This is a genomic window from Streptomyces sp. NPDC091371 (assembly GCF_040684275.1).
Taxonomy (GTDB): Bacteria; Actinomycetota; Actinomycetes; order Streptomycetales; family Streptomycetaceae; genus Streptomyces.
The window spans coordinates 31474-47341 of the sequence record NZ_JBFBFP010000047.1 but is presented as its reverse complement, the minus strand read 5'-3'; the positions used below and the strand labels follow the sequence as shown (position 1 = coordinate 47341).

At 70.8% G+C, this 15868-nt stretch carries 11 protein-coding genes; 7 read left to right on the top strand and 4 right to left on the bottom strand.

Annotation, left to right across the window (positions count from 1 at the left end):
* Positions 1-91: 91 nt before the first annotated feature.
* From AB0O21_RS33600 to AB0O21_RS33590, 3 genes are all read left to right on the top strand, one after another.
* Positions 92-808 carry a ComF family protein gene (locus tag AB0O21_RS33600; RefSeq protein WP_365177460.1) on the top strand — a complete coding sequence of 239 codons (717 nt, stop codon included), beginning with the start codon at positions 92-94 and terminating at the stop codon, positions 806-808.
* A 282-nt stretch (positions 809-1090) separates the two neighbouring features.
* Complete coding sequence (gene raiA / locus AB0O21_RS33595) at positions 1091-1816, top strand: ribosome-associated translation inhibitor RaiA (protein WP_365177457.1); 726 nt, start codon at positions 1091-1093, stop codon at positions 1814-1816.
* A 190-nt stretch (positions 1817-2006) separates the two neighbouring features.
* A complete protein-coding gene (locus tag AB0O21_RS33590) occupies positions 2007-2765 on the top strand; it encodes a response regulator transcription factor (protein ID WP_365177454.1) in 759 nt (252 codons plus the stop codon).
* A 104-nt stretch (positions 2766-2869) separates the two neighbouring features.
* Here the strand turns inward: AB0O21_RS33590 and AB0O21_RS33585 are convergent, their stop codons facing one another.
* From AB0O21_RS33585 to AB0O21_RS33575, 3 genes are read right to left on the bottom strand one after another with little or no spacing between them, the layout of a single operon-like run.
* The gene (locus tag AB0O21_RS33585) at positions 2870-4042 is read right to left on the bottom strand and encodes a crosslink repair DNA glycosylase YcaQ family protein (RefSeq protein ID WP_365177451.1); all 1173 of its coding nucleotides are present in this window, start codon (positions 4040-4042) and stop codon (positions 2870-2872) included.
* Positions 4043-4051: 9 nt separating this feature from the next.
* Entirely contained in the window at positions 4052-4633 is a 582-nt protein-coding gene (locus tag AB0O21_RS33580) for a GNAT family N-acetyltransferase (protein WP_365177448.1), read from the bottom strand.
* A complete protein-coding gene (locus AB0O21_RS33575) occupies positions 4633-5217 on the bottom strand; it encodes a GNAT family N-acetyltransferase (RefSeq protein WP_365177445.1) in 585 nt (194 codons plus the stop codon). The genes AB0O21_RS33580 and AB0O21_RS33575 overlap by 1 nt, the downstream gene beginning before the upstream one ends.
* A gap of 239 nt (positions 5218-5456) precedes the next feature.
* Between AB0O21_RS33575 and secA the strand changes: the two genes are divergently transcribed.
* The gene (gene secA / locus AB0O21_RS33570; protein WP_365177442.1) at positions 5457-8264 is read left to right on the top strand and encodes a preprotein translocase subunit SecA; all 2808 of its coding nucleotides are present in this window, start codon (positions 5457-5459) and stop codon (positions 8262-8264) included.
* A gap of 169 nt (positions 8265-8433) precedes the next feature.
* Here the strand turns inward: secA and AB0O21_RS33565 are convergent, their stop codons facing one another.
* The gene (locus tag AB0O21_RS33565) at positions 8434-8880 is read right to left on the bottom strand and encodes an Rv3235 family protein (protein WP_365177439.1); all 447 of its coding nucleotides are present in this window, start codon (positions 8878-8880) and stop codon (positions 8434-8436) included.
* A 278-nt stretch (positions 8881-9158) separates the two neighbouring features.
* Between AB0O21_RS33565 and AB0O21_RS33560 the strand changes: the two genes are divergently transcribed.
* The 3 genes from AB0O21_RS33560 (at position 9159) to AB0O21_RS33550 (ending at position 15630) form a co-directional block, all read left to right on the top strand.
* Complete coding sequence (locus AB0O21_RS33560) at positions 9159-9659, top strand: hypothetical protein (protein ID WP_365177437.1); 501 nt, start codon at positions 9159-9161, stop codon at positions 9657-9659.
* Positions 9656-10315: an HAD family hydrolase gene (locus AB0O21_RS33555; protein ID WP_365177434.1), complete on the top strand. Its 660-nt coding sequence runs from the start codon at positions 9656-9658 to the stop codon at positions 10313-10315. The genes AB0O21_RS33560 and AB0O21_RS33555 overlap by 4 nt, the downstream gene beginning before the upstream one ends.
* 365 nt (positions 10316-10680) lie before the next feature.
* Positions 10681-15630, top strand: coding sequence for an NAD-glutamate dehydrogenase (locus AB0O21_RS33550; protein ID WP_365177432.1), 4950 nt, complete (start codon positions 10681-10683; stop codon positions 15628-15630).
* Positions 15631-15868 lie beyond the last annotated feature (238 nt).

The window sequence follows — 15868 nt, the reverse complement described above, 5'->3', positions numbered from 1 at the left end:
TTCCCGTTTGCCGCTGGGTGCCGGTTGACCTGCGGTTTCGTGGTTGTCCACAGGGGTGGCGGGCGTGCGGCGGGCCCGGCACAGTGGATCCATGCGGGGGTGGTGGCAGGAGCTCGCCGGGCTGGTCCTGCCGGTGGACTGCGCCGGGTGCGGCGCCGCCCGGGTGCTGTTGTGCGCCGGCTGCCGGGAGGCGCTGAGCGGGGCCGGGGCGGGGCGCGTGCGGCCCTCGCCGGCGCCGGTGGGGTTACCGGTCGTGCACGCGGCCGCGGGCTACGAGGGGGCCGTACGGGCGGTGCTGCTGGCCCACAAGGAGCGCGGGGCGCTGCCGCTGGCCGGGGCGCTCGGCCATGCCCTGGCGGCGGCGGTCCTGGCGGGCGGAGGGGGGCCGGGGGAGCGGGAGGTGGCCCTGGTGCCGGTTCCCTCCGCGCGGCGGCAGGTCCGGGCGCGCGGGCACGATCCGGCGCGCAGGATCGCGCTGGCCGCGGCGGGGAGGCTGCGGCGGGCCGGGGTGCCCGCGCGCGTGGTTCCCGTACTGCGGCTGCGGCGGGCGGTGGCGGACCAGGCGGGGCTGGGGGCCGGGGCGCGCCGGGAGAACCTCGCGGGGGCGCTGGAGGTGCGCCGGGGCGGGGCGCGGGCGGTGGCGGGCGCGGCGGTCGTGCTCGTGGACGACCTCGTCACCACGGGGGCCACGCTGGCGGAGGCGGCGCGGGCCGTGCGGGCCGCGGGGCTGGGGGCGGCCGGAGCCGGGCCGAGGGCCGCCGTGGTCGCCGCGACGGGCGGATACCCGAAGAGACCAAAAATCCCGTGAATAGATTTGGAACTGCCGGGGAAGGCCCATCGTTGCAGGTAGTAAGAGAGATCAGTGACGGGATCGGAAGAACGTCCCGGTAGCGGGTGCCGACAACCGTCATAGAGGGATATGTTCGGTTGTAAGGACTGGCGAGCCTTGGGCCAGCACGCATCGCTGTCTCTCGACTCCGAAGTCGGTGGGGTGTAGATCTTGCCGATGGGGGAGGAGGAGGTGGAAGTCGCCAAGTCCGTGGCTCCGGCCTTCACCGGAGCCTGGTGCGAAAGGGAGACGCTTCGCCCCATGAGGCGGAGCTATCCGGGAACGGAGTTCTGCGTGGACATCGTCGTCAAGGGCCGTAAGACCGAGGTGCCCGAGCGGTTCCGCAAGCACGTGGCCGAGAAGCTGAATCCCGAGCGGATCCAGAAGCTCGACGCGAAGGTGATCAGCTTGGACGTCGAGGTGTCCAAGGAGCACAACCCGCGCCAGGCCGACCGTTCCGACCGCGTGGAGATCACCCTGCATTCGCGGGGTCCGGTGATCCGTGCCGAGGCTTCTGCCGCCGACCCGTACGGGGCGCTGGACCTGGCTCAGGAGAAGCTGGAGGCCCGGCTGCGCAAGCAGCACGACAAGCGCTACACGCGCCGCGGCAACGGACGTCTCTCGGCGGCGGAGGTCGCCGACGTGGCGGGCGCCGCAACGCTCAACGGCAGTGGCCAGCCGGTCGGTGAGGAGAAGGCGAACGGGGTACCGATCACCCGGATCGGATCCATCGAGGTGCAGGGCGAAGGCCCCCTCATCGTCCGCGAGAAGACCCACTCGGCCGCACCCATGTCGCTCGACCAGGCTCTTTACGAGATGGAACTGGTCGGCCACGACTTTTATCTGTTCGTCGACTCCGAGACCAAGCTGCCCAGCGTCGTCTACCGCCGTCACGCCTACGACTACGGCGTCATTCACGTGAATCCCGACGGGGCCTCCAGCTCGGAGGAACCGCGAGGCGGTGCCGGCGGCGCGCTCGGCGGCTGAGACCACCCATTCGTCGCCCCTGCGGGTCGCTCAGGCGTCCGCAGGGGCACCTGTGTGACGGGTATGCGCCAGGCGTGGCCGTCGGTCGCCCCCGTGCCGTGGTGCGGGCATGGAATCATGGCGGACAGTCAACCGGCGGCGGAGTGCGTCCGGTTGGTCCGGCGGCTCAGCACATGCAGGGGGAGGAACGATGGCGGACGGCTTCGGGCCGGTGCGAGGTGACGACGGCGCGGGCTGTCGTGACGCGGACCGGGCGGCGGAGGGGGAAGCGGCCGGCTCGCGGGGCGGGGAGCCCATCCGGGTGCTCGTGGTCGACGACCACGCGCTGTTCCGGCGCGGACTGGAGATCGTCCTCGCGCAGGAGGAGGACATCCAGGTCGTCGGCGAGGCCGGGGACGGGGCGGAGGCCGTGGACAAGGCGGCCGATCTGCTGCCGGACATCGTGCTGATGGACGTACGGATGCCCAGGCGCGGCGGGATCGAGGCGTGCACCTCGATCAAGGAGGTGGCGCCTTCCGCGAAGATCATCATGCTGACGATCAGCGACGAGGAGGCCGACCTCTACGACGCGATCAAGGCGGGGGCGACCGGGTACCTCCTGAAGGAGATTTCGACGGACGAGGTGGCGACGGCCATCCGCGCGGTCGCGGACGGACAGTCGCAGATCAGTCCGTCGATGGCGTCGAAGCTGCTCACCGAGTTCAAGTCGATGATCCAGCGGACCGACGAGCGGCGGCTGGTGCCGGCTCCGCGGCTGACCGACCGGGAGCTGGAGGTCCTGAAGCTGGTGGCCACCGGCATGAACAACCGGGACATCGCCAAGGAGTTGTTCATCTCCGAGAACACCGTGAAGAACCACGTCCGCAACATCCTGGAGAAGCTCCAGCTGCACTCCAGGATGGAGGCCGTGGTCTACGCGATGCGGGAGAAGATCCTCGAGATCCGCTGATCGCCTCCCGCGGGGTCGGCAGGACTGGTGGGGCCCGCGTGTGCGATCGACTGCGGGCCGTGCGTGGCTGGTCGCGCAGTTCCCCGCGCCCCTGGGGGGCCCGGTCAGGTGGCCAGTGCCGCCAGTTCGGCGGTGACCGCGGCGGCCTCGGCGGCGTTCTGCGCGCGCTCCACCCGGACCGCGTCGCAGCCCACCCACTCGGCCGCCTCCCACAGGGCCTGCGCCATTGCGGGCGCCGCCTTCGGGGAGGCCAGGGAGAGCTGCCGGGCGACCAGGGTGCGGCCCTCGCGGGCCGGGTCGACGCGGCCCTGGAGCAGACCGCCCGCCAGCAGCGGCATCGCGAAGTACCCGTGTATCCGCTTCGGCTTGGGGACGTACGCCTCCAGGCGGTGGGTGAAACCGAAGATCCGCTCCGTGCGCGGCCGGTCCCACACCAGGGAGTCGAAGGGCGACAGCAGCGTCGTGCGGTGGCGGCCGCGGGGGGCCGTGGCCAGGGCCGCCGGGTCGGCCCAGGCGGGCTTGGCCCAGCCCTCCACCTCGACCGGGACCAGCCCGGAGTCCGCGACCACCGCGTCGAACTGCTCGCCCTTGAGGCGGTGGTAGTCCGCGATGTCGGCGCGGGTGCCGACGCCCAGGGACTGCCCGGCCAGTGCGACGAGACGGCGCAGGCACTCGCGGTCGTCCAGGTCGTCGTGGAGCAGGGCGTCGGGGACGGCGCGCTCGGGCAGGTCGTACACCCGCTTCCAGCCCCGGCGCTCACTGCACACCACCTCGCCGGTGTCGAGCAGCCACTCCACCGCGATCTTGGTCTCGGACCACTCGAACCACTCGCCGCCGTTCTTGGCGCCGCCCAGCTCGGTCGAGGTCAGCGGGCCGTCGGCCTTGAGCCGGTCCAGGACCGCCTTCGTCGAGTGGTCCTTGTCCTTGAGGTGGTGCCAGCGGTGGCCGCGGGCCCGGTTGGCGCGGCGCCGGAAGGCGAAATGCGGCCATTCCTCGATGGGGAGGATGCAGGCCGCGTGCGACCAGTACTCGAACGCGTGGCGGTCCGACCAGTACGCCTTCTCCACGGCGTCCCGGCCGACCGCGCCCAGGCGCGCGTACGGGATCAGCTCGTGCGAGCGGGCCAGGACCGAGATGGTGTCCAGCTGTACGGCGCCGAGGTGGCGCAGGACCCCGCGGACCCCGCCCCGGCGGTCGGGAGCCCCGAGGAAGCCCTGCGCGCGCAGGGCGATCCGGCGGGCCTCGTCGGCGGACAGCGAGAGCGGGGTCGAGGTCATCTCCGGAGCCTAGCGGCGGCCACTGACAGCGGGCGCGTACGGCAGCCGCGAGGGCAGTCCGAGGTCGGCGGGGAGGAGGGCGCCGGCCCAGCAGTCCAGCAGGGCGCCGTCGTGTTCCATGCCGGCGCGCTGGACGCCCTCGATGCGGAAGCCCGCGCGCTCGGCGGCGGCCCGGGAGGCGTCGTTGCCGACCCCGGCGCGCCAGACGAGGCGCACGACGCCCGCCTCGGTGAACGCCCAGCGGGCGACGGCGCGCAGGGCCTCTGTCATGTAACCGCGGCCCCGGTGACCGGCGACGGTCCAGTACCCGATCTCGTGGGTGTGGGCGCCGGTCCGGTGCACGGCGAGCGTGGCGACGAGGGGGCCGTCCGCCCCGAGCCGGACGGCGAAGTTGTACGCGGTGTCCTCGCGCCACCCGGTCGGGACGCTCTCCGTCACGTACTTCTCCGCGTGGGCCTGCTCGTACGGGACCGGCACCGAGATCCGGCGCTGGATCTCGGGGTCCTGGCAGGCGGCGTGCACCTCGGCCGCGTCCCCGGGAGTGTGGGGACGCAGCACGAGGCGCTCGGTGGTCAGCGTGATCGGCTCCACTACGCGGAAGCCGACGGCACGTACGGCACGCGAGAGGGCAGGCCGAGGTCGGTGGGGAGGAGGCCGGCGATGCGGCAGTCGAGCATGGTGTCGCGGCCCTGCATGCCGGCGCGCAGGGTTCCCTCCAGCTGGAAGCCGGCCTTGCGCGCGACGGCCCAGGAGCCGGGGTTGTCGACGTCGGCCCGCCATTCGAGGCGCGCGGCGCCGAGCTCGGTGAAGGCCCAGCCGGCTACGGCGCGGACGGCCTCGGCCATGTAGCCGTTGCCCCGGTGCTCCTTGGTGGCCCAGTAGCCGATCTCGTAGGCGCGGTTCCCGAACACCTCGTGCACGTGCACGCCGACCGCGGCGACCAGCGGGCCCTCGGCCCCGAGGCGGACGGCGAAGCTGTACGCCGTGTCCTCGCGCCACCCGGTCGGGACCAGCTCGTTCACGAAGGTCCGCGCGTGCTCGCGCTCGTAGGGGGAGGGCACGAGGGTGAAGCGCTGGATGTCCGGGTCCTGGGCGGCCGCGTACACCTCGTCCTCGTCGGAAGGGGCGAACGGCCTCAGGACGAGCCGGTCGGTGGTCAGTGTGGTGGGCTCCATGAATGGATTCTGCTGCCACCGCCACCTGCGGGGCGAACACTTTTCGGGAATCTCGCGGGGGAAGCGGCACCTTCCGTGTCACCCGTACGTTCTCAATACGGGCACCCGCGCCCTCGCGGCTACGGCGGACCTCCCGGCGCGACCACGTCCTCGCTTACGATGGCCGTTACGGTGGGGCCCACCTGCCGTGCCCGTGTACGTACAGTGCCCAGGCCCGACCGGCAAGGAGACAAACCTCGGTGTCCGTCTTCAACAAGCTCATGCGTGCAGGCGAAGGCAAGATCCTGCGCAAACTGCACCGCATCGCGGACCAGGTCAACTCCATCGAAGAGGACTTCGTCAACCTCTCCGACGCCGAGTTGCGGGCGCTCACGGACGAGTACAAGCAGCGGTTCCAGGACGGCGAGAGCCTGGACGACCTGCTGCCCGAGGCCTTCGCCACCGTGCGCGAGGCCGCGAAGCGCGTGCTCGGCCAGCGTCACTACGACGTCCAGATCATGGGTGGCGCGGCGCTGCACCTCGGCTACGTGGCCGAGATGAAGACCGGTGAGGGCAAGACCCTCGTCGGCACGCTGCCCGCGTACCTGAACGCGCTGTCCGGCAAGGGCGTCCACCTGATCACGGTGAACGACTACCTGGCCGAGCGCGACTCCGAGCTGATGGGCCGGGTGCACAAGTTCCTCGGCCTGGAGGTCGGCTGCATCCTGGCGAACATGTCGCCGGCGCAGCGCCGCGAGCAGTACGGCTGCGACATCACCTACGGCACGAACAACGAGTTCGGCTTCGACTACCTGCGCGACAACATGGCGTGGTCGAAGGACGAGCTGGTCCAGCGCGGCCACAACTTCGCCGTGGTCGACGAGGTCGACTCGATCCTCGTCGACGAGGCCCGTACCCCGCTGATCATCTCCGGCCCGGCCGACCAGGCCACGAAGTGGTACGCCGACTTCGCGAAGCTGGTGACCCGCCTGACCAAGGGCGAGCCCGGCCAGCCTCTGAAGGGCATCGAGGAGACCGGCGACTACGAGGTCGACGAGAAGAAGCGGACCGTCGGCATCCACGAGGCCGGTGTCGCGAAGGTCGAGGACTGGCTCGGCATCGAGAACCTCTACGAGTCGGTGAACACCCCGCTCGTCGGCTACCTGAACAACGCCATCAAGGCGAAGGAACTGTTCAAGAAGGACAAGGACTACGTCGTCATCGACGGCGAAGTCATGATCGTCGACGAGCACACGGGCCGCATCCTCGCCGGCCGCCGCTACAACGAGGGCATGCACCAGGCGATCGAGGCGAAGGAAGGGGTGGACATCAAGGACGAGAACCAGACCCTCGCCACGATCACCCTGCAGAACTTCTTCCGCCTGTACTCGAAGCTGTCGGGCATGACCGGTACGGCCATGACCGAGGCCGCCGAGTTCCACCAGATCTACAAGCTCGGCGTCGTCCCGATCCCGACCAACCGCGCCATGGTCCGCAAGGACCAGCCGGACCTGATCTACCGCACCGAGGTCGCGAAGTTCTCCGCCGTCGTCGACGACATCGCGGAGAAGCACGAGCAGGGCCAGCCGATCCTCGTCGGCACGACGTCGGTCGAGAAGTCCGAGTACCTCTCGCAGCAGCTCTCCAAGCGGGGCATCCCGCACGAGGTGCTCAACGCCAAGCAGCACGACCGTGAGGCGACGATCGTCGCCCAGGCCGGCCGCCGCGGCGCCGTCACCGTCGCCACGAACATGGCCGGCCGCGGTACCGACATCAAGCTCGGCGGCAACCCGGACGACCTCGCCGAGGCCGAGCTGCGCCAGCAGGGCCTGGACCCCGAGGAGCACATCGAGGAGTGGGCGCACGCCCTCCCCGCGGCGATGCAGCGTGCCGAGGCGGCCGTGAAGGCCGAGTTCGAGGAGGTCAAGGAGCTCGGCGGGCTGTACGTGCTGGGCACCGAGCGCCACGAGTCGCGCCGTATCGACAACCAGCTGCGCGGCCGCTCCGGCCGACAGGGCGACCCGGGCGAGTCCCGCTTCTACCTGTCGCTGGGCGACGACCTGATGCGGCTGTTCAAGGCGCAGATGGTCGAGCGCGTGATGGCCATGGCCAACGTGCCGGACGACGTGCCGATCGAGAACAAGATGGTGACGCGCGCGATCGCGTCGGCCCAGTCGCAGGTGGAGACCCAGAACTTCGAGACGCGCAAGAACGTCCTGAAGTACGACGAGGTCCTCAACAACCAGCGTGAGGTCATCTACAGCGAGCGCCGCCGCGTCCTGGAGGGCGAGGACCTGCAGGAGCAGGTGCGGCACATGATGGACGACACGATCGACGCGTACATCGCGGCCGAGACGGTCGAGGGCTTCGCCGAGGAGTGGGACCTGGAGCGCCTGTGGGGCGCGTTCAAGCAGCTCTACCCGGTGAAGGTCACCATCGAGGAGCTGGAGGACGCGGCGGGCGACCGGGCGGGCATCACCGCCGAGTTCATCGCGGAGTCCGTCAAGGACGACATCCACGAGCAGTACTCGGCGCGCGAGAAGGCGCTCGGCTCCGACATCATGCGCGAGCTGGAGCGGCGCGTGGTGCTGTCGGTGCTGGACCGCAAGTGGCGTGAGCACCTGTACGAGATGGACTACCTGCAGGAGGGCATCGGCCTGCGGGCGATGGCCCAGAAGGACCCGCTGGTCGAGTACCAGCGCGAGGGCTTCGACATGTTCAACGCCATGCAGGAGGGCATCAAGGAGGAGTCCGTCGGCTACCTGTTCAACCTGGAGGTCCAGGTCGAGCAGCAGGTCGAGGAGCTTCCGGTGCAGGACGCGGTGCCTTCGATGACGAAGGAGCCGGTGCCGGCGGCCTCTCGGCCGGAGATCCGGGCCAAGGGGCTGGACGCTCCGCAGCGGCCGGACCGGCTGCACTTCTCCGCGCCGACGGTGGACGGGGAGGGCGGGGTCGTCGAGGGCGACTTCGAGTCCGACGGCGTTGCCGGTGGCGAGGGTGACGGGATGACGCGGGCGGAGCGGCGGAAGGCCGCCAAGGCCTCTGGCGGTCGTCGCCGGAAGAAGTAACCCCTGCGGGGTTGAGCTCGTCGGCCGGGGCCGGACACCTTGGGTGGTGTCCGGCCCCGGCCGCGTTTGTGCGGTCGGCCGGGTGCCGCGCCGTTGCCGGGGCTCCGCCCCGGACCCCGCGCCTCAAACGCCGGCGGGGCTGGGTTTGCCTCCGGCGGGGCTGGAAACCTCAGGGCAGCGGGCCCTGGATTTCCACTGCCGCGCAGCGCCAGCGGAGGTCTGGGCCCTGTTCCAGGCGGAAGGCCATGGCTGTCAGGCGGTCGCCCGTGGCGATGCGGGCGAAGGCTTCGATGACGCCCGGGCCCGGGGTGAAGCGGCCGCACTGGCGGATGACCGGGCGTAGCCCCTTGCGGGCGGGGCCGTCGGCGGGGGCCAGGGTGACCAGCTGGTCGTAGGCCTCGCCAATGGTGTGGCCCAGGAGCGAGTGGACTGGGCGCAGGCCGCTGACGACCGCCAGCAGCCGGTCGGCGAACCAGTGGTGGGGGCCGAGTTGCAGGGTCCGCGGGGGGCCCGCCGGGCGACGGGTGTCGCGGCGGCCCGCGGGCCTGGTGCGGGAGGCTCCCGCCGGGCGCCGGCTGCCCCAGCCGCCGATCGTGCCGCGCAGTTTCGTCTCCATGATGACCTCCCGTACCAGTGAGTAACTTCGCCGGATCCTCCATGCGTCGATGACGTTGCGCAACCACTTGGCTACTTTCCGTGCGGGCGTGGTCGATTTCACCTATTCGAGTGGGTACAGGTCCGGGTCGGGCCTTCCTGAGCACCGGTCCGGGCCGGGAGTGGACGGCAGCAGGCCCAACTCCAACAGCCCGAAGGAGTACCGGGCGGTCACTCTGACGGTCAGGGCGCGGCCGGCCGTATCCTGGGGAGGTTTCCGACTACCGAAAGCAGCCGGCCATGCGCGTGTACGTCCCCCTGACCCTCCCCGGGCTCGCCGAGGCGCACAAGGCGGGTGAGCTGGGTCCCGCCCCGCTGCGTGCGTACGCCGTCACGCCCGGGCTGCGCGAGTGGTACGTGTCGGACGACATCGAGGAGCTGGAGTACGCCGCCCTCGGCCGGGCGGCCGCCGCCTCCCTGCGGATGCTCGCCCAGGAGGACGGGGCACCGCGCAAGCGGGTCGTCGTCGCGCTCGACGTGGACGACAAGGCCGTCAGCGCCATCCCCGGGGTCGACGAGGCGACGCTCGGGCAGGTGAGCCTGGCCGCGGCCGTCCGGCTCACCGTGGCCGCCGCCGTGCACGTCGACGCCGATGACGCCCTGGAAGACGTCTCCGCGGCCGCCGCCGCGCTGGAGGCCGCCGACGGCGGGGACGACGACGCGCAGTTCACCGTGGACGGGGCCGAGGACCACGAGCTGCTGTGGTTCGGGGTGCAGGAGATCCCGGGGCTGTTGCGATGACGAGCCATATCGTGTGGGACTGGAACGGGACGCTGCTCCACGACATCGATGCCGTGATAGCCGCGACGAACGCCTCCTTCGCCGAGCTCGGCCTCGCGCCGATCACGCTGGAGACCTACCGCGAGCTGTACGTCGTACCGGTGCCCAAGTTCTACGAGCGGCTCATGGGGCGGCTGCCCACCGATGAGGAATGGGTCGTCATGGACGAGACCTTCCACCGGCACTACTGGGCCGCCGCCGAGGACGCCGGGCTCGCCGAGGGCGCCCGCGAGCTGCTCCAGGACTGGCAGCGGGACGGGCTCACCCAGTCGCTGCTGTCCCTCGCGCCCCACGAGAAGCTCGTCCCGCTCGTCCGGGCCCACGGCATCGACCGGCACTTCCTGCGCGTCGACGGGCGGATCGGGCCCTCCCACACCTCCAAGGCGGGGCACCTCGTACGCCACATGGCCGCCCTGGACGGGACGGGTGTGACAAGCGGCCGTACGGTCCTCATCGGAGACGCCGTGGACGACGCGCTCGCCGCCGCCCACGTGGGCGCCCGGGCCGTCCTGTACACGGGTGGCTCCCACAGCCGCGCCAGTCTGGAATCGGCCGGTGTGCCGGTCGTGGACACCCTGGCAGAGGCCGTACGCACTGCTCGCGAACTGGCCGAATAGCGCCTGGCACGGTCCGCCGGCCGCGTCGCTGGCCAGAGTGTCAAAGTTCCACCCCGAGATTTGTACAGATGCAGTGAATGACGACCTGGGGGTGGGGCGAGATAGCCTTGTACCCGTGATCAGCGCGATAGTCATCGGCGGCACTGGAGCCTCCGGCATGCGCCCGGCGCACGACTGTGCCCGGGCCTTCGCTGATTCTCGCTCCCGGGACTCCCTGCCGAACATGGCTGATTCCCTCCCGGGTGCCTCTCCCGACGGCATAGCGTCGATATCGATCACTGACGGACATCCCGCCCCAGGGCGGCGCTCCGTCATTCCTTCCTTCACCTACGTCACGCAATGGCGCGCGACAGGAGCCAGAGGACATGCAGACCAAGCTGGACGAAGCAAAGGCCGAGCTGCTCGCACGGGCGGCCCGGGTAGCTGAGAACAGCCCGGCCGGGGGGCTACTTCCGACTGGGTCCGAGCAGGGAGAGCGTCCCGACCGGGACACCGTGCTCTCCTACCTCCAGCGCTACTACCTGCACACAGCCCCCGAGGACCTCTCGGACCGGGACCCGGTCGACGTGTTCGGGGCGGCGCTCTCGCACTACCGGATCGCCGAGAACCGTCCGCAGGGCACCGCGAACGTACGCGTGCAGACCCCCACGGTGGAGGAGAACGGCTGGACCTCCAGCCACTCGGTCGTCGAGGTCGTCACCGACGACATGCCCTTCCTCGTGGACTCCGTGACGAACGAGCTGTCCCGCCAGGGCCGCGGCATCCACGTCGTGATCCACCCGCAGGTCGTCGTCCGCCGTGACGTCACCGGCAAGCTCATCGAGATCCTCGGCCCCGACTGCGACGCGCACGGCCCCCGTACCGCGCGCCCCCACGACTCCCTCGTCGAGTCCTGGATCCACGTCGAGATCGACCGCGAGACCGACCGGGCCGACCTCAAGCAGATCACCGTCGACCTGCTGCGCGTGCTCTCCGACGTCCGCGAGTCCGTCGAGGACTGGGAGAAGATGCGCGACGCCGCGCTGCGCATCGCCGAAGGCCTGCCCGAGGAGCCCACCGCCCCGGACCTGCGCGAGTACGAGCTCGAAGAGGCCCGCGAGCTGCTGCGCTGGCTCTCCGACGACCACTTCACCTTCCTCGGCTACCGCGAGTACAACCTCGTCGACGGCGACGCCCTGGCCGCCGTGCCCGGCACCGGCCTCGGCATCCTGCGCTCCGACCCGCACCACAGCGGCAAGGACGACGGCCACCCGGTCTCGCCGTCCTTCAACCGGCTGCCCGCGGACGCCCGCGCCAAGGCCCGCGAGCACCGCCTGCTGGTGCTGACCAAGGCCAACAGCCGCTCCACCGTGCACCGCCCCTCGTACCTCGACTACGTCGGCGTGAAGAAGTTCGACGCCGACGGCAACGTCGTCGGCGAGCGCCGCTTCCTCGGCCTGTTCTCCTCCGCCGCCTACACCGAGTCCGTGCGCCGCGTGCCGGTCATCCGCCGCAAGGTCTCCGAGGTCCTCGAAGGCGCCGGCTTCGCGCCGAGCAGCCACGACGGCCGCGACCTGCTGCAGATCATGGAGACGTACCCGCGCGACGAGCTGTTCCAGACCCCGGTCGACCAGCTCCTGCCCATCGTCACCTCCGTCCTGTACCTCCAGGAACGCCGCCGGCTGCGGCTGTACCTGCGCCAGGACGAGTACGGGCGCTACTACTCGGCGCTCGTCTACCTGCCGCGCGACCGCTTCACCACGGGCGTCCGGCTGCGGCTGATGGACATCCTCAAGGAGGAGCTCGACGGCATCAGCGTCGACTTCACCGCCTGGAACACCGAGTCGATCCTCTCCCGCATCCACTTCGTCGTCCGCGTCCCGCAGGGCAAGGAACTGCCGGTCCTGACCGAGTCCGACGTGGAGCGCATCGAGGGCCGCCTCGTCGACGCCGCCCGCTCCTGGGCCGACGGCTTCTCCGAGGCCCTGGTCGCCGAGCTCGGCGAGGAGCGCGCCGCCGAGCTGCTGCGCCGCTACGGCACCTCCTTCCCCGAGGGTTACAAGGCCGACCACTCGCCGCGCGCGGCCGTCGCCGACCTGGTGCACCTGGAGAAGCTCTCCGCCAGCGAGCGCCCCTTCGCGCTCTCCCTGTACGAGCCCGTCGGCGCGGGCCCCGGCGAGCGCCGGTTCAAGATCTACCGGACCGGTGAGCAGGTCTCGCTGTCCGCGGTCCTGCCCGTGCTCCAGCGCCTGGGCGTCGAGGTCACCGACGAGCGGCCGTACGAGCTGCGCCGCTCCGACCGGGTCAGCGCGTGGATCTACGACTTCGGTCTGCGGATGCCCGTCGCCGGCAACGGTGAGAACTACCTCGGAGACGACGCCCGCGAGCGGTTCCAGGAGGCCTTCGCGGCCGTGTGGACCGGCGACGCGGAGAACGACAACTTCAACACCCTGGTGCTGGGCGCCGGGCTGACCTGGCGGCAGGCCGTCGTGCTGCGCGCGTACGCCAAGTACATGCGCCAGGCCGGCTCCACCTTCAGCCAGGACTACATGGAGGACACCCTCCGCAACAACGTCCACACCACCCGCCTGCTGGTCTCCCTCTTCGAGGCCCGCATGTCGCCCGGCCGCCAGTCCGCCGGCAGCGAGCTCGTCGACGCCATGCTGGAGGAGCTGGACGGGGCCCTGGACCAGGTCGCCTCGCTGGACGAGGACCGCATCCTGCGGGCCTTCCTCACCCTCATCAAGGCCACCCTGCGGACCAACTTCTTCCAGCTCAACGCCGCGGGCGAGCAGCACTCGTACGTGTCGATGAAGTTCGACCCGCAGGCCATCCCGGACCTGCCGGCCCCGCGCCCGGCCTTCGAGATCTGGGTGTACTCCCCGCGCGTCGAGGGCGTCCACCTGCGCTTCGGCAAGGTCGCCCGAGGCGGCCTGCGCTGGTCCGACCGCCGCGAGGACTTCCGTACGGAGATCCTCGGCCTGGTCAAGGCGCAGATGGTCAAGAACACCGTCATCGTCCCGGTCGGCGCCAAGGGCGGCTTCGTCGCCAAGAACCTCCCCGACCCGTCGGTGGACCGCGACGCGTGGCTCGCCGAGGGCATCGCCTCGTACAAGATCTTCATCTCGGCGCTGCTCGACATCACCGACAACATGGTCGCCGGCGAGGTCGTGCCGCCGAAGGGCGTCGTCCGCCACGACGAGGACGACACCTACCTCGTCGTCGCCGCCGACAAGGGCACCGCGACCTTCTCCGACATCGCCAACGGCGTCGCCGAGGACTACGGCTTCTGGCTGGGCGACGCCTTCGCGTCGGGCGGCTCCGCCGGCTACGACCACAAGGGCATGGGCATCACCGCCCGCGGCGCCTGGGAGTCCGTCAAGCGGCACTTCCGCGAGCTGGGCCACGACACCCAGACCCAGGACTTCACGGTCGTCGGCGTCGGCGACATGTCCGGTGACGTGTTCGGCAACGGCATGCTGCTCTCCGAGCACATCCGCCTGGTCGCCGCCTTCGACCACCGGCACATCTTCATCGACCCGAACCCGGACGCGGCCACCTCGTACGCCGAGCGCCGCCGCCTGTTCGACCTGCCGCGCTCCTCGTGGGCCGACTACGACACCTCGCTGATCTCCGCGGGCGGCGGCATCCACCCGCGCAGCGCGAAGGCCGTCCCGGTCACCGCGGCGATGCGCGAGGCCCTCGGCATCGAGGCGGGCGTCACCAAGATGACCCCGGCCGAGCTGATGCAGGCCGTCCTCAAGGCCCCCGTGGACCTGGTGTGGAACGGCGGCATCGGCACGTACGTCAAGGCCACGGCCGAGACGCACACGGACGTCGGCGACAAGGCCAACGACGCCATCCGCGTCAACGGCTCCGAGATCCGCGCCAAGGTCATCGGCGAGGGCGGCAACCTGGGCCTGACCCAGCTCGGCCGGATCGAGTTCGCCCACCACGGCGGCAAGGTCAACACCGACGCCATCGACAACAGCGCGGGCGTGGACACCTCCGACCACGAGGTGAACATCAAGATCCTGCTCAACGCGGTCGTCGCCGACGGGGACATGACCGTCAAGCAGCGCAACAAGCTGCTCGCCGAGATGACCGACGAGGTCGGCTCGCTGGTGCTGCGCAACAACTACGCGCAGAACACGGCCCTGGCCAACGGCTCGGCCCAGGCCCCGAGCCTGCTCCACGCCCAGCAGCGCTTCATGCGCCGCCTGGAGAGCGAGGGGCTGCTCAACCGCGAGCTGGAGTTCCTGCCCGCGGACCGCCAGATCCGGGAACTGCTCAACACCGGCAGGGGCCTGACCCAGCCGGAGCTGGCCGTCCTCTTCGCCTACACCAAGATCACGGTGGCGGACGAGCTCATCCACACCGAGCTGCCGGACGACCCGTACCTGCGCCGCCTGCTCCACGCCTACTTCCCGGGCGCGCTGCTCCAGAAGTTCCCGGAGCAGATCGACGCGCACGCGCTGCGCCGCGAGATCATCACCACGCTCCTGGTCAACGACACCGTCAACACCGGTGGTTCGACCTTCCTGCACCGCCTGCGCGAGGAGACCGGGGCCTCCCTGGAGGAGATCGTCCGGGCGCAGCTCTCGGCCCGCGAGATCTTCGGCCTGGCCGATGTGTGGGACGCGGTGGAGGCCCTCGACAACGAGGTCGCCGCCGACGTGCAGACCCGGGTGCGGCTGCACTCGCGCCGTCTGGTCGAGCGCGGTACCCGCTGGCTGCTGAACAACCGGCCGCAGCCGCTCCAGATCACCGAGACCATCGCGTTCTTCGCGGCGCGGGTGGCCGAGGTGTGGGCGGAGCTGCCGAAGCTGGTGCGCGGCGCGGACCTGGAGTGGTACCAGTCGATCGTCGACGAGCTGACGGGCGGGGGCGTCCCGGAGGAGCTGGCGGCGAAGGTGGCCGGGTTCTCCTCGGCCTTCCCGACGCTGGACATCGTCGCGATCTCGGACCGTACGGGTGTGGACCCGCTGGGCGTCGCCGAGGTGTACTACGACCTCGCCGACCGCCTGGACATCACCCAGCTGATGGACCGGATCATCGAACTGCCGCGGGCCGACCGGTGGCAGTCCATGGCCCGCGCGTCCATCCGCGAGGACCTGTTCGCGGCGCATGCCGCGCTGACCGCGGACGTTCTGGCGGTGGGCGACGGGGACTCGACTCCCGAGGAGCGCTTCAAGGCGTGGGAGGAGAAGAACGCGGCGATCATCGGCCGGTCGCGGACGACTCTGGACGAGATCCGGGGGTCGGACGACTTCGACCTGGCCAATCTTTCGGTGGCGATGCGGACGATGCGGTCGCTGCTGAGGGCGCACAGCTAGCCGGTTCTGCTGAACGGGCCGGGCCCGGGACCTTGGTGGTCCCGGGCCCGGCCCGTTCCTGTGTCTTCGGGTGCGGCGCCGTTGCCGGGGGCGCTGCCCCCGGACCCCCGCGCCTCAAACGCCGGCGGGGCTGGAATTGCCGCTGCGCGGCAACCCAGCCGCGCCTGGGGGACGGCAGTGGCCATATCCAGCCTCGCCGGCGTTTGAGGCGCGGGGTCTGGGGCGGAGCCCCAGGGTT

Excerpts from the sequence above, each read along its gene's own strand:
- AB0O21_RS33565 (WP_365177439.1), bottom strand. The coding sequence starts at position 8,880 with ATGGAGACGAAACTGCGCGGCACGATCGGCGGCTGGGGCAGCCGGCGC.
- AB0O21_RS33555 (WP_365177434.1), top strand. The coding sequence starts at position 9,656 with ATGACGAGCCATATCGTGTGGGACTGGAACGGGACGCTGCTCCACGAC.
- raiA (WP_365177457.1), top strand. The coding sequence starts at position 1,091 with ATGAGGCGGAGCTATCCGGGAACGGAGTTCTGCGTGGACATCGTCGTC.
- AB0O21_RS33600 (WP_365177460.1), top strand. The coding sequence starts at position 92 with ATGCGGGGGTGGTGGCAGGAGCTCGCCGGGCTGGTCCTGCCGGTGGAC.
- AB0O21_RS33575 (WP_365177445.1), bottom strand. The coding sequence starts at position 5,217 with ATGGAGCCCACCACACTGACCACCGACCGGCTCGTCCTGAGGCCGTTC.
- AB0O21_RS33585 (WP_365177451.1), bottom strand. The coding sequence starts at position 4,042 with ATGACCTCGACCCCGCTCTCGCTGTCCGCCGACGAGGCCCGCCGGATC.
- AB0O21_RS33590 (WP_365177454.1), top strand. The coding sequence starts at position 2,007 with ATGGCGGACGGCTTCGGGCCGGTGCGAGGTGACGACGGCGCGGGCTGT.
- AB0O21_RS33550 (WP_365177432.1), top strand. The coding sequence starts at position 10,681 with ATGCAGACCAAGCTGGACGAAGCAAAGGCCGAGCTGCTCGCACGGGCG.
- AB0O21_RS33560 (WP_365177437.1), top strand. The coding sequence starts at position 9,159 with ATGCGCGTGTACGTCCCCCTGACCCTCCCCGGGCTCGCCGAGGCGCAC.